The 16806-nt window shown below is 64.5% G+C and carries 16 protein-coding genes; 4 read left to right on the forward strand and 12 right to left on the reverse strand.

The features are described from left to right. Positions 1-25: 25 nt before the first annotated feature. The 5 genes from HTY51_RS07300 to pobA all read right to left on the reverse strand — a co-directional run bounded on the left by HTY51_RS07300 (position 26) and on the right by pobA (position 6251). A complete protein-coding gene (locus HTY51_RS07300) occupies positions 26-2587 on the reverse strand; it encodes a PAS domain S-box protein (protein WP_174252120.1) in 2562 nt (853 codons plus the stop codon). A gap of 2 nt (positions 2588-2589) precedes the next feature. Then, positions 2590-3447 (reverse strand): phosphate/phosphite/phosphonate ABC transporter substrate-binding protein, encoded by an 858-nt coding sequence (locus HTY51_RS07305; RefSeq protein WP_174252121.1) that lies wholly within the window; start codon positions 3445-3447, stop codon positions 2590-2592. Next, positions 3444-3818: a response regulator transcription factor gene (locus tag HTY51_RS07310; protein WP_174252122.1), complete on the reverse strand. Its 375-nt coding sequence runs from the start codon at positions 3816-3818 to the stop codon at positions 3444-3446. The genes HTY51_RS07305 and HTY51_RS07310 overlap by 4 nt, the downstream gene beginning before the upstream one ends. Further along, positions 3815-4780 (reverse strand): sensor histidine kinase KdpD, encoded by a 966-nt coding sequence (locus tag HTY51_RS07315; RefSeq protein WP_174252123.1) that lies wholly within the window; start codon positions 4778-4780, stop codon positions 3815-3817. The genes HTY51_RS07310 and HTY51_RS07315 overlap by 4 nt, the downstream gene beginning before the upstream one ends. A gap of 286 nt (positions 4781-5066) precedes the next feature. Further along, entirely contained in the window at positions 5067-6251 is a 1185-nt protein-coding gene (gene pobA / locus HTY51_RS07320) for a 4-hydroxybenzoate 3-monooxygenase (protein ID WP_174252124.1), read from the reverse strand. A gap of 131 nt (positions 6252-6382) precedes the next feature. On the opposite strand from pobA, the gene HTY51_RS07325 reads away from it, so the two are divergent. The 3 genes from HTY51_RS07325 to HTY51_RS07335 all read left to right on the forward strand — a co-directional run bounded on the left by HTY51_RS07325 (position 6383) and on the right by HTY51_RS07335 (position 8226). Continuing rightward, on the forward strand, positions 6383-7165 hold the full coding sequence (locus HTY51_RS07325) for an IclR family transcriptional regulator C-terminal domain-containing protein (protein WP_174252125.1): 783 nt from the start codon (positions 6383-6385) through the stop codon (positions 7163-7165). A 135-nt stretch (positions 7166-7300) separates the two neighbouring features. Beyond that, on the forward strand, positions 7301-7525 hold the full coding sequence (locus HTY51_RS07330; RefSeq protein ID WP_174252126.1) for a DUF1161 domain-containing protein: 225 nt from the start codon (positions 7301-7303) through the stop codon (positions 7523-7525). Positions 7526-7662: 137 nt separating this feature from the next. Further along, positions 7663-8226, forward strand: a complete 564-nt coding sequence (locus HTY51_RS07335; RefSeq protein WP_174252127.1) for a hypothetical protein — start codon at positions 7663-7665, stop codon at positions 8224-8226. 19 nt (positions 8227-8245) lie between these two features. On the opposite strand, the gene HTY51_RS07340 is transcribed toward HTY51_RS07335, so the two are convergent. From HTY51_RS07340 to HTY51_RS07370, 7 genes are all read right to left on the reverse strand, one after another. Next, on the reverse strand, positions 8246-10243 hold the full coding sequence (locus tag HTY51_RS07340) for a U32 family peptidase (RefSeq protein WP_174252128.1): 1998 nt from the start codon (positions 10241-10243) through the stop codon (positions 8246-8248). Positions 10244-10328: 85 nt separating this feature from the next. Continuing rightward, positions 10329-11165, reverse strand: a complete 837-nt coding sequence (locus tag HTY51_RS07345; RefSeq protein WP_174252129.1) for a metal-dependent hydrolase — start codon at positions 11163-11165, stop codon at positions 10329-10331. 160 nt (positions 11166-11325) lie between these two features. Continuing rightward, positions 11326-12111: a peptidylprolyl isomerase gene (locus HTY51_RS07350; RefSeq protein WP_174252130.1), complete on the reverse strand. Its 786-nt coding sequence runs from the start codon at positions 12109-12111 to the stop codon at positions 11326-11328. Between the two features lie 56 nt (positions 12112-12167). Beyond that, positions 12168-12407 (reverse strand): BolA family protein, encoded by a 240-nt coding sequence (locus HTY51_RS07355; RefSeq protein ID WP_371733870.1) that lies wholly within the window; start codon positions 12405-12407, stop codon positions 12168-12170. Between the two features lie 38 nt (positions 12408-12445). Next, the gene (locus HTY51_RS07360) at positions 12446-12979 is read right to left on the reverse strand and encodes a septation protein A (RefSeq protein WP_174252132.1); all 534 of its coding nucleotides are present in this window, start codon (positions 12977-12979) and stop codon (positions 12446-12448) included. A gap of 42 nt (positions 12980-13021) precedes the next feature. Continuing rightward, positions 13022-13429 (reverse strand): peptide-methionine (R)-S-oxide reductase MsrB, encoded by a 408-nt coding sequence (gene msrB / locus HTY51_RS07365; protein ID WP_174252133.1) that lies wholly within the window; start codon positions 13427-13429, stop codon positions 13022-13024. 10 nt (positions 13430-13439) lie between these two features. Then, positions 13440-14933: a YdiU family protein gene (locus HTY51_RS07370; protein ID WP_174252134.1), complete on the reverse strand. Its 1494-nt coding sequence runs from the start codon at positions 14931-14933 to the stop codon at positions 13440-13442. A gap of 123 nt (positions 14934-15056) precedes the next feature. Between HTY51_RS07370 and HTY51_RS07375 the strand changes: the two genes are divergently transcribed. After that, a complete protein-coding gene (locus HTY51_RS07375) occupies positions 15057-16688 on the forward strand; it encodes a 3-(methylthio)propionyl-CoA ligase (protein WP_174252135.1) in 1632 nt (543 codons plus the stop codon). Positions 16689-16806 lie beyond the last annotated feature (118 nt).

Genomic DNA, 16806 nt, shown 5'->3' on the forward strand with positions numbered 1-16806 from the left:
TTTTCTTTTCGATGCCTGAAAAGTTCTAGCCGCCATCCCGTTTAAGCGGCCACCATAAAGTGACTGACGTACCGCAGCCAAACTCACTTTGCACCTCGACATGTCCACCGTGGAGTTGCACGATCTCACGCACCAGGGACATGCCCAGACCGGTTCCAGGTATGTTTCCACTCGGATCCGCACGATAGAAGCGTTCAAAAATTCTCTCTTTTTGATCCGGGGTCATTCCGATCCCTTTGTCGGTGATTCGCACGCCAACCAGATGACGATCTTTCTCTTCCCCACGGTGTGTTGTTATGCTGATATCTCCTCCTGCTGGAGAGTATTTCAGCGCGTTGGACAATACATTCAGCAGCGCTTGCTGGGTCTTGTCACGGTCCACTAGAATTTCAGCATCCTCTTCGGTGAGGTCGGCATGAAAATCGGCCCCCCGCGTGCCTGCACTGAGCGGCTGGATGGCGCTGTTCACCAGATCGCCGATCCTGCAGGACGCAAGTTTGATGTCCTTGCCTTGTCGTGCCTCTATCCGGGCCAAATCCAGCAGTTCGTTGACCATGTGAATCAGCAACGAGGTCTGGCGGTGAATGGTTTCCAGCATGTCCCGACGTCTCTCTTCGGAAACCTTCCTGTGCAACAGCAGCTCGGTAAATCCAAAAATGCTGACCATCGGGGTGCGCAGTTCATGCGCGGCAGTCGTTAGAAATTCACTTTTCATCCGGTCAACCTCATCTTCGTGTGTGACGTCGCGGAAGTAGAGGATGGTCTCACCGCGGCCGGCCGCATTGCGCCGCCCCTGGGCCTGAACCACCCGATGCTGGGGGCGCGCCAGTACCAGCCTGGCCTGCCAGGCGTCGTCACCACCGTCGCCGGTGGGCAGTGCCGGCAGGGGGTGCTGCGTATGGCACATCGCGGCGAGGCCGTGCTCGAATTCGGCCAGCCCGGGCGGGTCTTCGGGGCGAACCCACGAACGTCCGGTCATGCGCTCGAACGCCGGGTTCGCGAAGATGAGTTGGCCGCGGGCGTCGAACATGACGAAGCCGTCTGGGCTCAGGCTGAAGATTGCGTCCAGTTGCGCCCGGCGCTCGGCAATGACAGCTTCGGCCTGCACACGAGAGGTTACGTCCGAGACGATGCCGATGAAGTTGGTGAGGCGCCCGTCACCCGCACGGACGGGCGACAGCGAGACCTCGGCCGTGATGTGACGATCGCTGGGCAGTTGATAGTCGACCGTCACGCTGGTGCTGCGGGCCTCGGCAACCGCTCTCTGCAGCTCGCGCAGACCCGCTTCCTCGCGGTTGTCGTTACGCAGGAAATCCATGTCGCGTCCCAGTACCTGGTGGGCCGCAAGGTCCGTGATGCGCTGGAATGCTTCATTGACGAAGATGATTGGCTGGCTGTTGAGCGCCGCATTGGTGATGAACACGCCGTTGTGGCTGCTTGCCAGCGCCCGTTCGTACAGTTCGGACGTCTCCAGCGCGGCCCGCTCGTCGGTGATGTCGCGTACGATGCAAACGTAATGCAGCGCGCCGCCCGGCGGGGCCTGCCCGAGCGTGATCTCGATCGGAAACAGCGTGCCTCCCAGGCGCACGCCGAAGAAGTCGTGGCGCACGATGCGGTAGACCCGGCTGGCGCTCTGTTCGAGTTCGCCAAAGAGTTCGCGCAGGATCGTTTCGCTCAGGCCGGGTATGCATTGTTCGAGCGGGCGTCCCAGCAGATCCTGCTCCTCCTGTCCGAAGATGCTGGTGGTCGCCGGGTTGGCGGAGAGCACGTGTCCGCGCGAATCCAGGCTGATGATGGCCACGGCGGCAGTGTTCACAATGACCTGCGTGCGTGCGACTTCCGAGGCGACGTCATGGCTGGCCTTGGTCAGCGCCTGCGCAAGGGTCCTGGCCTCCACGCTGTTCGACTCGGTGACCACCTGCCGTCCGATCTGGCTCGACAGGCTGCGGGCAATGTCCGACAGCTGTTCCAGCGGCCGCAGCGCCCAGTTCAGGATGAGGGGCAGCAACGTGACGATCGCCGTGCCGGTGATCAGCAAAGTATAGAGGGACCGTTGCCACAGACGATCCTGCTCGAGCTGGCGTTGAGACAGGCTGTAGTCGACGCGTACCCAGCCCAAAGGCGTGCGTTGTGGCAGGCCGATGGCGGCCCAGGCTTGGTAATGGGTATCGAGGATCCGCGGCGGGAGCGTTCCGTCGGCGCTCGGCCCGGGAATCTCCACCCTGCCGCCGACACTGCTGCGAACATCGTCACCAGCGCGTTCGACGTGGGTCAATCGCCGGCCATCGGCTCGTACGATGGCAATGACGTCGACCCCGGGCAGGCGAACCACCTGCAGCAAACTCGACTCCATGGCGCCGATGTCATTGAGGATCATCGCTTCGGTGTTGGTTGACGCAACCAGACGGGCGAGCGAGTTGGCCTGCTGTTGCGCATTTGCCAGGGTATCGCGACCGATGCGCTGGTAGGACAGTGCCCCGTTGGTCACGCCCACGGCCAGGGCGAGCGTTGTCAGCGCGAGCAGCAGAACGAAGCGCAGACTGTACGGCGGACCAAGGAAGCGCTGCAGACGCGGGAAGATACGCATGGCTACTGCCTGACGACGAACCTTTCGAGGCCCAAACGTCCGAGCGGCGCATAGTCGCGCTGGTAGCTGGCGGCCACCGGCCCGGGCATCTGAACGGCTTGCAGCAGCCTCTGATGACGCGGATCGCGTGCCAGCGACAGCAGGGAGTCGATCAACTGCTGGCGCAAGGCGGGCGGGACGCGGGGGTGGGCCGCGATCGGATGGGGTGCGATGGCGGGGGTCGTGTACAGCACACGCAAGGCCCGTCTCACTTCGGGCGGCTCGAGTTCGTACGTCGCGCGCACCAAACCCGCGGCTGCCGAGTCGCCCGCCAGAACCTGTCGGATCGCGTTGCGGTGGTTGCCGGCGTAGTGCGAGCTGTAAGGAACTTTCTCCTGCGCCAGCACGGCTCGGATGTAGAGGCTGGCCCCGAGGGCGTTGGGCGCGGGAAAGGAGATGCGCGAATCCTTCAGGTCCTGCAACGAGCGGGCCGCAGCATCATGCGCCACCAGAAGCAACCCTTCCAGCGCTCGCTGGTCGCGCACCAGTGGAATGTAGCCATGGGCATTCCGCGCCATGACCATGTGGTAGGGGTTCAGATAGATCAGGTCCGCATGGCCTGCCAGGAACTCCCTCTCGAACAGGGCGATGGTCGGGTGGATCACCAGTTCGCACGGGATCCCGGCGCGCGACAGCGCCTCGACCAATGGCTGCCAGTTGCCGTACATCTCCACCGGCGTCAGCTGGGGGACCACCGCCAGGCGCCAGCGCGGGGAAGGGGCAGGGGCGGCGGTGCCAGCGCCTGCGCCCAGCGTCGCCGCCGCCAGCGTGCGCAGCAGGACGCGACGGGTCGGGCTGCGCAGCTGCACGGCGCTGCTCATCGGACCACCAGGCGGTCGACGGTATCCAACAGCTCGATCGGGCTGAAGGGCTTTACCAGGTAGGCATCGCAGCCGGCGGACTGGCCTCGTTCGATATCCGTGCGCTGGCCGCGTGCGGTGAGCAGGATCACCTTGGTGGTCTGCCGCAGTACCTCGTCGGCCTTGATTTTTTCGCAGACCTGGTAGCCGTCGAGACCACCGGGCATCATCACGTCCAGCAGCACGATGGCGGGGCGCAGGTTCTGGGCCAGGCGCAGTGCGTCGACTCCGTTGTCTGCTTCGTGCAGCTGGAAATCCTCCGACTCCATGGTCATCAGGATGAGCTTGCGGATGTCCGGCTGGTCATCCACGATCAGGGCGTGGCGTTTCATACTTTCTCCTTCTTTCGGCGCGACATCAGTTCGGCGAGGTCCTTGGCGTAGCGCTGGGCTTGGGTCATGTCCAGCTTGGTCTGGCCACGCATGGGGGACCCTGTCGGGAACTCCATGAGGAGCTGGACCGTATCCTCGTCGACACTTCCCATTCTCAGCTGGCCGCCATGCAGGCTGACGATCCGCTGCACCAGGGGCAGGCCCAGCCGGGGCACCGTTTCGCCATTGGACGGGGTGACGAAGGGGCGCAGGGTCTCCTTGCCGTTCACCTTGAGCTGGCTCACGCCTCGGTTGCGCACACTCAGCAGCACATGTTCTCCCGATAGCGTGAAGCGGATCTCAACGGACAGTTGTCCGCCCGTACTGATCTCCTTGCGTGAGTGGAGCAGTGCATTTTCGAGGCACTCGTGGAAGGCGCGCGTGAGCAGCTTCTGGTTGCCGTAGATCGGAGGCAGGGTCTGCTGCGGATCGATGATCTCAAGCCGCACGCCCATCTTCTGCGCCCGCTCCCCCAGATTGCGACAGAGGCTCTGCATCAATGCCAGGGGCTCGATGCGGTCGTTGATTTCGAGGACCTCGTTGCCGAAGACTTCCACTAGGTTGGTCAGACGCGTCAGGCGTTGCCCCAGTGCCTGCGCTGCCAGTTCCAGGCCGCTTTGGCCGCTGCCGGCAGGCAAGGTCTGCAACTGGCGCTGCAGGAGGCTCATGGGCGGCGTGAGTTCGTCCCGCAGCAACTCCATGATCTGCTGCAGTTTCATGTAGCCGGGCGCCGGACCGATGCTCGCTGTTCTGGTCTCATCGGCCATGCCGACGAAGGCAATGTCCAGGCCTGCCGGACCTGACATGAATCGCCCCTCGATCCGGTGTCCGTCAGCCAGTTCGATCTTGGCGCTGTAGGGCAGTTTGAGCTTGCCCAGCGTGGCCGCGGCGACCAGGGACTTGATCACGGGATTGCCACTCATGGTGTCCACCGGACGCCCAGGGTGCTGCTTGGCGCACGGGTTGGCGTAGGTCACTAGGCCACTGACGGCAAAGGTCAGCAGTGGAGCGGGCATTGCGTCGAAAAGCGCGTAAACCGAAAGTTGATGGAAGTTGACAGCCATGGTATTGAAGGAGCTGAGTTCCGTTGCGGTATTATTAATACTATCAAATTTATCGTATTAATCAAATAAAGGCTATGTTCAAAACATGGTTATTGAGGCAAAAAAAAAGCCCCGCATGCGCGGGGCTTTGGGCCTTGCGGTCAGATCAGTGGCCGAAATCCAGCGGCAGACCGACGTAGTTCTCGGCAATGCTACGCGAGCCTGCCTCGCTGTGAATCAGATAGTCCAGCTCTGCTTCCTGGAACCTCTGGGCGATCTCGCCTTCGTTCGGGAAACGGTGCATGAGGCTGGTGAACCACCAGGAGAAGCGCTCGGCGCGCCAGATGCGCTTGAGCGCCAGCTCGGAGTAGCGGTCGATACCGGCCTCGGACTTGTCCTGGTAGTACTCGACCAGGCCGTTGAAGAGGTATTTCACGTCGGTGGCGGCCAGGTTCAGGCCCTTGGCGCCGGTGGGCGGCACGATGTGGCCGGCGTCACCGGCCAGGAACATGCGGCCGAAGCGCAGCGGCTCGGTCACGAAGCTGCGCAGCGGGGCGATGCTCTTTTCGATGCTGGGGCCGGTGACCAGTTGCTCGCGCGCCTGCGGGTCCAGGCGCAGGCGCAGTTCCTGCCAGAAGGCCTCGTCGGACCAGTCCTCAACCTTGTCGGTCAGCGGCACCTGAAGGTAGTAGCGGCTGCGGGTCTGGCTGCGCATGGAGCACAGGGCGAAGCCACGCGGGCTGTTGGCGTAGATCAGTTCCTCGTGCACGGGCGGCGTATCCGACAGCAGGCCCAGCCAGCCAAAGGGGTAGACCTTCTCGTACTCGCGGATCGCGTTGCGCGGTGCGCTGGCCCGGCACACGCCGTGGAAGCCGTCGCAGCCGGCGATGAAGTCGCACTGGATCTCGTGCGTCTTGCCGTCCTTCTCGTAGGTCACGCGCGGGTTCCTGGTGTCGAAGTCGTGCACCTGCACGTTGCCGGCTTCGTAGACGGTGCTCAGGCCGGCGGCGGCGCGCGCATCCATCAGGTCCTTGGTCAATTCGGTCTGGCCGTAGACCATGACGTTCTTGCCGCCGGTGAGTTTGTTCATGTCGATGCGGTGCCGCTCGCCCTTGAAGAGCATGTCGAAGCCGCCGTGCACCAGGCCTTCCTTGTGCATGCGCGCGCCGACGCCGGCCTCGTCCATCAGGTCGATGCAGACCTGCTCCAGGATGCCGGCGCGGATGCGCGTGAGCACGTAGTCGCCGGTCTGGCGTTCGAGGATGACGGTGTCGATGCCGGCCTTGTGCAGCAACTGGCCGAGCAGCAGGCCCGAGGGGCCGGCGCCGATGATGGCAACCTGGGTGCGCATGGAAAGTCTCCTGGTGGGTGGTTCGATGCAGCAAGCTTAGGCAATCGCCGCGCACCGTCCAGTCCTTGACCTTGATCATTGCGCGATGATCGCCATAGATGTGCGATGATCGCGCAAACGATGGAGTTTGCATGATTGCCAAATCCGACCTGATCGAAGGCATGGCCAAGGGCATGGCCGTGCTGGAGAGCTTCGACACCGAGCGCCAGCGCCTCAACGCCACGCTGGCCGCGCAGCGTGCCGGCATCACGCGGGCCGCGGCGCGCCGGCATCTGCTGACGCTGGCCCACCTGGGTTATCTGGAGACCGACGGCAGCCACTTCTGGTTGTCGAGCAAGGTGCTGCGTTTTTCCGGCAGCTACCTGGCGTCCTCGCGCCTGCCGCGTGTGCTGCAGCCGGCGCTGGAGCGCCTGGCCGCCCAGACCGGCCAGGCCTATTCGGCCGTGGTGCCCAACGGCGACGAGGTGGTGATCGTGGCACGCAGCAGCGACGTGCGGCGCAGCGCCGCCGATGGCCTGCCACAGCTCATGGCCTATGGCTTGCACCTGGGTGCCAGGCTGCCGGCGCACGCCACGTCCACCGGGCGCGTGCTCTTGGCAGCCTTGCCCCGCTCGGAGTTTCAGGCCTGGATGAAGGGGCGCCTGCTGGAGCGTCTGACCTTGCACACCGTGACCGAGGCGCGCCAGTTCCGCGCCCTGATCGAGCAGGTGCGGCGGGACGATTTTTGCCTCAGCAGCGAAGAACACGAACTCGGCGTGCATGCCCTGGCCGTTCCCTTGCGCAACCTGCAGGGCCGCACCGTGGCGGCCCTCAATGTGGTGGCTTCGACGGCGCGATTGTCCGGGGCGGCCATGCAGCGCGAACTGCTGCCCATGCTCTGGGAAGCGGCGCGGGAAGTGCGCCCGCTGCTCTAAGAGCCTGTTCACGGTCCCTATGATCTGTATGCAATTGCAACAATCCGCATCCGGCCCGCGCTTGTGCGCTGCTTGCGGTATATATTGAAAAAGGTATTCTGCTGGCCTGATTCAAATCACACACAAGGAGTCCCCATGAAACGTCTGTCACTCTTCATCGCCCTGGCTTTGGTCCTGCCCAGTGCCTGGGCCCAGCTCAAGCCCTGCGACGAGCTGAAGGCCGAGATCGCGGCCAAGATCGATGCCAATGGCGTCACGAATTACACGCTGGAGATCGTGCCCAACGAACAGGTCGGTGACCGCAAGGTGGTGGGCAGCTGTGAAGGCGGCACCAAGAAGATCGTCTACGTGCGCAACTGAACGGCCGCCGCCTCAGGCACCCATCGCCGCCAGACTCTGGCGGCGATTTTTTTTGCCCGTACCGGTTTTGCATCGCTTACAAATCAACACCAAGCAAGTACCGATGCCACGGTCGGGACTGCAGAATGGTGACGACCATGTTTGCCCTATTCCGCAAGCGCCGCGGTACCAGCCCGGAGACCCTCAGCCCCAATTCCATGCTGCCGCGACGCATGGACCTGGAAGAGCGCAAGGCTTTCCGGCGTGAACTGCTGGACCGGGTGATCCGTGAGAGCCTGCAGGACCTGGAGGTGACCAGCAGCATGTATCGCTTGCGCATCATGCCGCTGGACATGCGCCACCATATCTTCGTGGCCATGATCGACGTGGGCCGGCATTTCCAACCCAGGCATGCCGGCCGCGCCTGGGATGATCCCGAGACGGAAGGCTGGATCCGCAAGCGCGCATACGAGCGTTTCGGCCTGCAGCTTGAAGCCATCTACTGGCGTACCGGGGCCACCCTGGAGTCCGCCCGATCGCCCGCCCTGGCCACAGCGGGGCCGGCGCATCCGCACTACCAGCTGGTCTCGGAGGAGGAAAAGCAGGCCCTGATGGAAGCCATCCGGCAAGGCGGTGAACGGCCGGTGCTGCACGTGGGGGACTGGGAATACCAGACCGACATGGCGCCGCTGGACGACACCGGGACGCGGCGCCAGCGCTGAGGCGGCCGGCCGGTCGGCCTCAGTCCATGGCCATGGCCGGGGGGCGCGTGCGGTAGAACTTCAGCGGGATGGCTTCGGCCTCGCGTTCGGCTTGGTTCAGCACCGATTTTTTCATCCTGCCCACCACGTGCATTTCGCAGGGTTTGCAGTCGAAGCGCAGCGTGAGCTTTTCCTTGCCGTTGACCAGGGTCAGCGGCTCGGCGCGCACCGTGCCCTGCACGCCGGTCACGCCCTTGGCCTGCTTGGGGCACAGGCTGAGCGAGAAGCGCACGCAGTGCTTGGTGATCATCAGGCTGACTTCACCTTCCTCCTCGTGGCTCTCATAGGCGGCGGCGATGACCTTCACGCCGTGTTTTGCATAGAAGTCGCGCGCTTTCTCGTTGAACACATTGGCCAGGTAGGTGAGCGTGTCTTCCGGATAGGGCACCGGCGGCGCCACCGGCGTGGCGCGTGGCGGGCGTTGGTAGGCGGTGGCGCGCGCGGCTTCCAGCGCGGCCACGGCATCGCGGCGCAGGGCGTTGAGCGTGGAGGCGGGGACGAACCAGGGCTGGGCCAGTGCCAGCGTGATGTCCAGGGGTTCGAAGATCGTGGCGCCGAAACGGCCCAGTTGCTCGCGCAGGGTGTGTTCGGCCTGGGCCGGGTTCTTCGCGGTTTCCCTGGTCACGGCGACGGCGGCGCAACCCGTGTGGCCGTCTTCGTCGGTCAGCTCCAGCGCGAAGCCGCTGGCGGTCTCCTCCAGCCGGGCCCAGAGGCCGATGCGGCGCTCGCTGGACTTCTTCTCCAGCATCCGCACCCAGTTCATGTCGCGGTTGCGGTTCAGCTCGGTACCCTTGCGCAGGTCCTTGAAACCGGCCATCGGGTCCTTCGGGTACACGCGCCACTGGTCCACCGCCAGCGCACTGGCCGGTTCCGCGCGGTTGATGGCCAGGCCCACCAGTTCCTTCTGCAGGTCGTAGTAGCACAGGCCGTCGCCGTTGTGCAGCACGGTGCCAGGCTCGGAGACGGTGAGCTCGACGAAATCGGGGCCGACCTTGCTGACGTAGCCCAGGTGCCGGCCCGGGTTCTTGGGGGTGTCGAAGGCGCCGATGTCCTCCTTGCGGCCCTGCACGAAGTAGTCGGTGAACTCGCGGTTGAAGTTCTGGTCCGGATCGGGCGTGAAGCTGAAAGTGGTCTTGCCGCTCGACGCACGCGCCAGTTCGGGGCGCTGCTCCAGCAGCTCGTCGAAGAGCTTGCGGTAGTGCGCCGTGATGTTCTTGACGTAGGCCAGGTCCTTGTAGCGGCCCTCGATCTTGAAGCTGCGGATGCCGGCATCCACCAGGGCGGCAAGATTCTCGCTTTGGTTGTTGTCCTTCATCGAGAGCACGTGCTTGTCGTGGGCGACGAAGCGGCCCTGGCTGTCCAGCACCTGATAGGGCAGGCGGCAGGCCTGCGAGCAGTCGCCGCGGTTGGCGCTGCGACCAGTGTGGGCGTGGCTGATGTAGCACTGGCCGCTGTAGGCCACGCACAGGGCGCCATGCACGAAGAACTCCAGGGTGCAGCGCGCCGGGTCCATCCGGTCGCGGATGGCCTGGATCTGCTGCAGCGTGAGTTCCCGTGCCAGCACCAGCTGGCTCAGGCCGGCATCCTGCAGGAAACGCGCCTTCTCGGGCGTGCGGATGTCGGTCTGGGTGCTGCCGTGCAGCTGGATGGGGGGCAGGTCGATCTCCAGCAGGCCCATGTCCTGGATGATGAGGGCGTCGACGCCGGCATCGAAGAACTGCCAGGCCAGCTTGCGCGCCGGCTCCAGCTCGTCGTCACGCAGGATGGTGTTGAGCGTGACGAAGATGCGGCTGTTGTAGCGGTGCGCGTGCTGCACCAGGCGGGCGATGTCCTGCACGGAGTTGTCGGCCGAACTGCGCGCGCCGAAGGAAGGGCCGCCGATGTAGATGGCATCGGCGCCGTGGTTGATGGCTTCGATGCCGATGTCGGCGGTGCGGGCCGGCGACAGGAGTTCGAGCTGGTGCTGGAGCAGGGACATGCCCGGATTATCCCAGCGCCGGCAGCACCTTGCAGCAGCAGGAAAAACGGCGCCGGCAGGCGCCGCCGGAACCGGTCCGCAAGGCTCAGAAGTCGACTTTTTCCCCGGGCTCGACCTTGAGCATCTTGTTCGCCTCGTTGCCCAGCGCCGCCGAGAACTCGGCCGTGGTGCCGCGCAGCACCGGGATGGTGCCGTAGTGGATGGGCAGGGCGTATTTGGGCTTGAGATAGTTCTTCACGGCATAGGCGGCATCGGCCGGGCTCATGACGAAGTGGCCGCCGATCGGGATCAGCAGCAGGTCCGGCTTGTAGTACTCGCCGATGAACTTCATGTCGCCGAACAGGCCGGTATCACCCATGTGGTAGACCTTGAAGCCGTTCTCCATCTCGATGATGAAACCCACGGGTTCGCCGCCCACGTGCACCTCTTCCTTGGTGGTGGCCGGGTTCTTCCAGACGAACTCGGACGAATGCTCGGCATGCGTGGCGGTGATCTTCACGCCATTGGGGCCGAAAGGCATGATGGTGCCGCCCTTGCCGAAACGCGGCGCCAGGTCGACCGGCAGCACGCCCAGGGTGGCGATGGTCTGGTTCATGCCGGCCGGGCCGTACATGGGGACCTTGTGCATCTTGGCCAGGTCCGGGGCGTCGGCCACGTGGTCGAAGTGGGCGTGCGTGACCAGCACCAGGTCGATCTTGCCCAGCGCCTCCAGGTTCTTGAAGCTGGCCGGTGTCTTGGGGTTGGTGCGCAGCCAGGGGTCGATCATGATGACCTTGCCGCCGGGTGTGGTGATGCGCACGCTGGCCTGTCCCAGCCACAGCACTTCGGTCTTGCCGTTTTGTGCGCTGGCGCCCAGGGCCCCCAGCAGCATGCTGGCGGCGAGGGCGGCTTTCAAGAGTCGGTGGAGCAGGGTGGTCGGCATGCGGGATTCTCCTGGGCAGTGGGGATGAGGGATGCGGGGTGTGCTGCCTGCATTGAACACAGGCCACAAGCCAGCGTCAAGCGAGCAAACCCCGCGAAGTGTGCACAGGGACATAAAAAAACGCGGCCAGGGCCGCGTTTTTCCGTGCTGTCGGCAGGGTTTATTCGATCTTGGCCTTGCTGCGCAGATCGTCCTGGAACTTGATCAGTTTCTGCTGGCCCAGCTGCTGGGTGATCTGCGGCTTGATCTCGTCGATCTTGGGCAGCTGCGCTTCGCGCACGTCGTCCAGGCGGATCACGTGGTAGCCGAACTGGGTCTTGACCGGGGTCTCGGTGTATTTGCCCTTGGCCAGCGCGACCATGGCGTCCGAGAACTCCTTGACGTAGTTGCCGGCCGCGGCCCAGTCCAGGTCGCCGCCGTTGGCGCCGGAGCCCGGGTCCTTGGACTGCTTCTTGGCGATGGCGTCGAACTTGGCGCCCTTCTTGAGCTGGGCGATGATGGCCTTGGCTTCGGCTTCCTTCTCGACCAGGATGTGGCGGGCACGGTATTCCTTGCCGGCATTGGCGGCGACGAACTTGTCGTACTCGGCCTGGACTTCGGCGTCGGTGATGGCGTTGGTCTTCTGGAAGTTCGCCACCAGGTCACGGATCAGCAGGGAGTCACGCGTGAATTCCATCTGCGCCTTGAATTCGGCGCTGGCGTCCAGGCCCTGCTTCTGGGCTTCCTGCACCAGCAGCTCGCGGTCGATCACGGCCTTCTTGAGCTCTTCCATCATGTCAGGCGTGATCTGGCGGCCCGAGCGGGCGAACTGCTGGGCCAGGGCGTCCACGCGCGCCAGCGGGATCGGCTTGCCGTTGACGATGGCCAGGTTTTGCGCCTGAGCCGGGGCAGCCAGGGCGCCCATCAGCGTGGCAAGGGCCAGGGCCGGGAGTATCAGCTTGTTCATCATTGCATCCTAGGAAAACGACGGGGGGACATCGGGGGAAGGCAGGCCAGGGGCGCTCAGTGTGTCTCGATCGCGAGCGCATGCACGCCCTGGGCTATGAAATCCTGCAGCGCATCATACACAAGGCGATGCCGCGCCACGCGTGACAGTTCTGTAAAAAAGGGTGAAGCAATGCGCACCCGAAAGTGGGTGCCGTAGGGCGTGCCGTTGGAGCCGGCGTGGCCTGCATGTGCCGCGCTTTCGTCGATGACTTCCAGCACGCTGGGCTGCAGTTTCTCCTGCAGCCGCGCCGCCATGCGCTCGGCCAGTCCGGACAGGTCTTGTGTCATGGAATTCAGGCCTCGTCCGTCTTCAGGTAGCGGGCGATGTACAGGCCCTGGCCGACGATGAAGACCAGAGGGAAGGCGTAGCCCCAGAGCTTGAAGTTGACCCAGGCCTCGGTGCTGTAGAAGGCTGCCACGTAGCCGTTGAGGGCGGCCATGAAGGCGCAGTAGACGATCCAGGCCACGTTCAGGCGCATCCACACGGCGTCGGGCAGCTCCAGCTGGCTGCCCAGCAGCAGCTTGAGGAAGTTCTTCCCCATGCCCCACAGGGCCACGGCCAGGGCGATGGCCATGGCGGCGTAGAGCACGGTGGGTTTCCACTTGATGAAGCGCTCGTCCTGCAGGAACAGGGTCAGCGCGCCGAAGACCAGGATCAGTGCCAGCGTGATCTTCTGCATGGTCTGCAGCTTGCGGTCGATGGCGTACATGATGGCGGTCTGCAGCACGGTGGCGGCCATCAGCACGCCGGTGGCCACATAGATGTCGTAGAACTTGTAGGCGCCGAAGAACAGCAGGATGGGGAAGAAGTCGATCAGGATTTTCATGGGAAATTCAGTTGCAGCCCCGGATTATCGGGGGCGCAGCCCTCAAGGCTTGTGTTCCAGCGCCGCCGAGTTCATGCAGTAACGCAGGCCGGTGGGGGTAGGGCCGTCCTCGAAGACGTGGCCCAGATGGGCGCCGCACTGCGCACAGACCGTTTCGACACGGACCATGCCATGGCTCATGTCGCGCCGCTCCTCGATGGCATGGGGCTCGGCCGGCTCGGAAAAGCTGGGCCAGCCGCAGCCGGCGTCGAACTTGGTCTCGGCCTCGAACAGGCGCGCGCCGCAGCAGACGCAGTCATAGTGGCCGGGCTGCCAGAAGCTCTCGTAGCGCCCCGTGAACGGACGTTCGGTGGCCGCATGGCGCGTGACCTGGTAGGCGCCGGGCTCGGCATGTTTGGCGGCCAGCAGGGCCTTCCACTCTTCGGCGGTTTTCTGGATGGCGTAACTCATATGAACAAGGTCAGGATGAACAGCTGATTTCGATGGAGGATGCCCACTCGGGCGGGAAGCCGGCTTCGGCCTCATGGCCGGGGTGCTCGTCATAAGGATGCGCCAGCAGGGCCAGAAGTTTCTCGACCCCGGAAAAATCCTTGTCCCGGGCCTGGCGTATGGCCAGTTCGCCCAGGTGGTTGCGCAGCACGAACTTGGGGTTGCAACGCAGCATGCTGGCCGAAGCCTGCTGCCGGTCTTGCTGTGCCAGCCGCGCCTCATAACGGTGCAGCCAGGCGTCGCAGGCCGTGCGGTCCAGGAACAGGTCGCGCACGGACGCGGCCTGGCCATCGGCGGCGAAGTGGCTGAGGCGGCGCCAGAAGATGGTGTGGTCGGTCTTTTCTGCGGCGAGCAGGCGCAGCGTGTCTTCGACCAGTTCGCGGTCGCCATCCGCTTGCTGCGCCAGGCCCAGCTTGGCCCGCAGGCGTGTTTCCAGTTCGGCCGGGTAGCGCTCGCGGTAGGACTCCAGCGCGGCCAGGGCCAGTTCCTGCTCGCCGATCAGGGGCAGCAGGGCCTGGCCCAGGCAGAACAGGTTCCAGTAGGCGATATTGGGCTGGCGGGCAAAGGCGTAACGGCCCTGGGTGTCGGAGTGGTTGCAGATGTGGGCCGGGTCGTAGCCGTCCAGGAACTGGAAGGGGCCGTAGTCCAGCGTCAGGCCCAGGATGCTCATGTTGTCGGTGTTCATGACACCATGGCAGAAGCCCACGGCCTGCCATGAGGCCAGCAGGGCGGCGGTGCGTTCGCTGACGGTTTCGAGCAGGGCGGCATAGGCGTTGCCGGCAAACTTCGGCGTGCCGCGGCAGGCCGGGTAATAGTGGTCGATGACGAAATCGGCCAGGCGGCGCAGTTCTTCGGGCTGCTCGTTGGCGGCGAAATGCTCGAAATGGCCGAAGCGGATGAAACTGGGCGCCACGCGCGTGACCACGGCCGCGGTCTCGATGGTTTCCCGGCGCACGGCGGCGTCCGAGCCGGTGACACACAGCGCGCGCGTGGTGGGGATACCCAGGCCATGCATGGCCTCGCTGCACAAAAATTCGCGGATGCTGGAGCGCAGCACGGCGCGGCCGTCGCCCATGCGCGAGTAGGGCGTGCGCCCGGCGCCCTTGAGCTGGAGCTCCAGGCCGCTCTCGGTTTCACCGAGCAGCAGGGCGCGGCCGTCACCGAGCTGGCCGGCCCAGACGCCGAACTGGTGGCCGCTGTAGACCGTGGCCACGGGTTGGCTGCCGGCCAGCGGGCGGTTACCGCTGAGCGCCTGCAGCAGGTCCTCCGATTCGGTCCAGTTCTCGGGCAGGCCGAGCGCCTGGCCCACGCTGCGGCTCTGGCCGACCCAGTAGGGCTGGGGCAGGGGTTGCGGGGGCAGGGTGGTGTGGAAGGCCGGACCGAGCTTGGCGTAGCGGTTGACCCAGCGCAGGCTGGCATCGACGGCGGCTTTTCCGTCCAGGGGGGCTTCGGTGGCGAGAGACATGGGCTGATTGTCACGCAGTGGACGATCTCCGGTCCCGATCAGGGACTTACCCTCAGTGGACTGGCCATTTGCTTGCGCGATACTGATAAAGAGTGAGCACAGAACGCAAAAGGAGACCTGTCCATGCTCGGATTGATGCAAAACCAGCCGCTGCTGATTTCTTCCCTGATCGACTTTGCCGAACGGCACCACGGCGACGGCGAGATCGTCTCGCGCCGGGTCGAGGGCGACATCCACCGTTACCACTGGCGCGACGTGGCCGTGCGCGCGCGCCGCGTGGCCCATGCGCTGGATGCGCTGAAGCTGCAGTTCAGCGACCGCGTGGCCACGCTGGCCTGGAACGGTTACCGCCATCTGGAGCTGTATTTCGGCGTCAGCGGTTCGGGCCGGGTGCTGCACACCCTCAACCCGCGCCTGCACCCGGACCAGATCGCCTGGATCGCCAACCATGCCGAAGACCAGGTGCTGTGCTTCGACCTGTCCTTCCTGCCCATCATCCAGGCCGTGTTTGCCAAATGCACCACGGTGAAGCACTGGATCGCGCTCTGTGATGCCGACAAATTGCCGAAAGACAGCGGTATTCCCGGCCTGCAAAGCTACGAGGCCTGGATAGCCGCCCAGCCAGAGACATACCGCTGGCCCGAGTTCGACGAGAACTCGGCGTCGAGCATGTGCTACACCAGCGGCACCACGGGCAACCCCAAGGCGGCCCTGTACAGCCACCGCTCCACCATCCTGCACGCCTACGCCGCGGCACTGCCCGATGTGATGTGCCTGAGTGCGCGCGACTCGGTGCTGCCGGTGGTGCCCATGTTCCACGTCAATGCTTGGGGCATCCCTTATTCGGCCGCGCTGACCGGCGCCAAGCTGGTCTTCCCGGGCCCGGCGCTGGACGGGAAATCGATCTACGAACTGATCGAGGCCGAGCGCGTGACATATGCGGCCGGCGTGCCCACCATCTGGCAGATGCTGCTGGGCCACATGAAACCCGGCGGGCTGAAATTCTCCACCCTCAAGCGTACGGTCATCGGCGGCTCGGCCTGCCCGCCGGCCATGATCACCGCTTTCCGCGAGGAATATGGCGTGGAGGTGCTGCACGCCTGGGGCATGACCGAGATGTCGCCTCTGGGCACCCTGTGCACGCTCAAGAACAAGCACTTGACGCTGCCCGAATCCGAGCAGATGAAGATCCGCCTCAAGCAGGGACGGGCCATCTACGGCATGGACATGAAGATCGTGGGGGGCGACGGCCAGGAGCAACCCTGGGACGGCAAGGCCTATGGCGACCTGCTGGTGCGCGGCCCCTGGATCCTGCGCGAGTACTTCAAGGGCGAGGGCGGCAACCCGCTGGACCGGGACGGCTGGTTTCCCACCGGTGACGTCGCCACCATCGACCCCGATGGGTATATGCAGATCACCGACCGCAGCAAGGACGTGATCAAGTCCGGCGGCGAGTGGATCAGCTCCATCGACGTGGAAAACATCGCCGTGGCCCACCCGGCCGTGGCCATGGCGGCCTGCATCGGCATGAAACATCCGAAATGGGACGAGCGGCCTGTGGTCGTGGTGGTGAAAAAGCCTGGGGCGGAAGTGAGCAAGGAAGAGTTGCTCCAGTTCTACGAAGGCAAGACGGCCAAGTGGCAGATCCCGGACGATGTGATCTTCGTCGATGCCATCCCCCTGGGCGCCACCGGCAAGATGCTCAAGACGCGGCTGCGCGAGACGCTCAAGGACTACAGGCTGCCCGGTGCCTGAGCGCCCGCGAGCATGCTGAATGAGCTGCTTGGGTGCAAGGTTCGGACCGGTTTTGTGCCGGAGTCGCGAAGGCGATAGTTCTAGGGCAATCCCTAGCGCTGCAAACTTTGAATTTGGT

Origin of the sequence: Rhodoferax sp. BAB1 (assembly GCF_013334205.1) — a bacterium.
Lineage (GTDB): Bacteria > Pseudomonadota > Gammaproteobacteria > Burkholderiales > Burkholderiaceae_C > Hylemonella.

Bases quoted from the DNA above. Each gene is read 5' to 3' on its own strand.
- HTY51_RS07300 (WP_174252120.1), bottom strand. From the start codon at position 2,587: ATGCGTATCTTCCCGCGTCTGCAGCGCTTCCTTGGTCCGCCGTACAGT.
- HTY51_RS07305 (WP_174252121.1), bottom strand. From the start codon at position 3,447: ATGAGCAGCGCCGTGCAGCTGCGCAGCCCGACCCGTCGCGTCCTGCTG.
- HTY51_RS07310 (WP_174252122.1), bottom strand. From the start codon at position 3,818: ATGAAACGCCACGCCCTGATCGTGGATGACCAGCCGGACATCCGCAAG.
- HTY51_RS07315 (WP_174252123.1), bottom strand. From the start codon at position 4,780: ATGAGTGGCAATCCCGTGATCAAGTCCCTGGTCGCCGCGGCCACGCTG.
- pobA (WP_174252124.1), bottom strand. From the start codon at position 6,251: ATGCGCACCCAGGTTGCCATCATCGGCGCCGGCCCCTCGGGCCTGCTG.
- HTY51_RS07325 (WP_174252125.1), top strand. From the start codon at position 6,383: ATGATTGCCAAATCCGACCTGATCGAAGGCATGGCCAAGGGCATGGCC.
- HTY51_RS07330 (WP_174252126.1), top strand. From the start codon at position 7,301: ATGAAACGTCTGTCACTCTTCATCGCCCTGGCTTTGGTCCTGCCCAGT.
- HTY51_RS07335 (WP_174252127.1), top strand. From the start codon at position 7,663: ATGTTTGCCCTATTCCGCAAGCGCCGCGGTACCAGCCCGGAGACCCTC.
- HTY51_RS07340 (WP_174252128.1), bottom strand. From the start codon at position 10,243: ATGTCCCTGCTCCAGCACCAGCTCGAACTCCTGTCGCCGGCCCGCACC.
- HTY51_RS07345 (WP_174252129.1), bottom strand. From the start codon at position 11,165: ATGCCGACCACCCTGCTCCACCGACTCTTGAAAGCCGCCCTCGCCGCC.
- HTY51_RS07350 (WP_174252130.1), bottom strand. From the start codon at position 12,111: ATGAACAAGCTGATACTCCCGGCCCTGGCCCTTGCCACGCTGATGGGC.
- HTY51_RS07355 (WP_371733870.1), bottom strand. From the start codon at position 12,407: ATGGCGGCGCGGCTGCAGGAGAAACTGCAGCCCAGCGTGCTGGAAGTC.
- HTY51_RS07360 (WP_174252132.1), bottom strand. From the start codon at position 12,979: ATGAAAATCCTGATCGACTTCTTCCCCATCCTGCTGTTCTTCGGCGCC.
- msrB (WP_174252133.1), bottom strand. From the start codon at position 13,429: ATGAGTTACGCCATCCAGAAAACCGCCGAAGAGTGGAAGGCCCTGCTG.
- HTY51_RS07370 (WP_174252134.1), bottom strand. From the start codon at position 14,933: ATGTCTCTCGCCACCGAAGCCCCCCTGGACGGAAAAGCCGCCGTCGAT.
- HTY51_RS07375 (WP_174252135.1), top strand. From the start codon at position 15,057: ATGCTCGGATTGATGCAAAACCAGCCGCTGCTGATTTCTTCCCTGATC.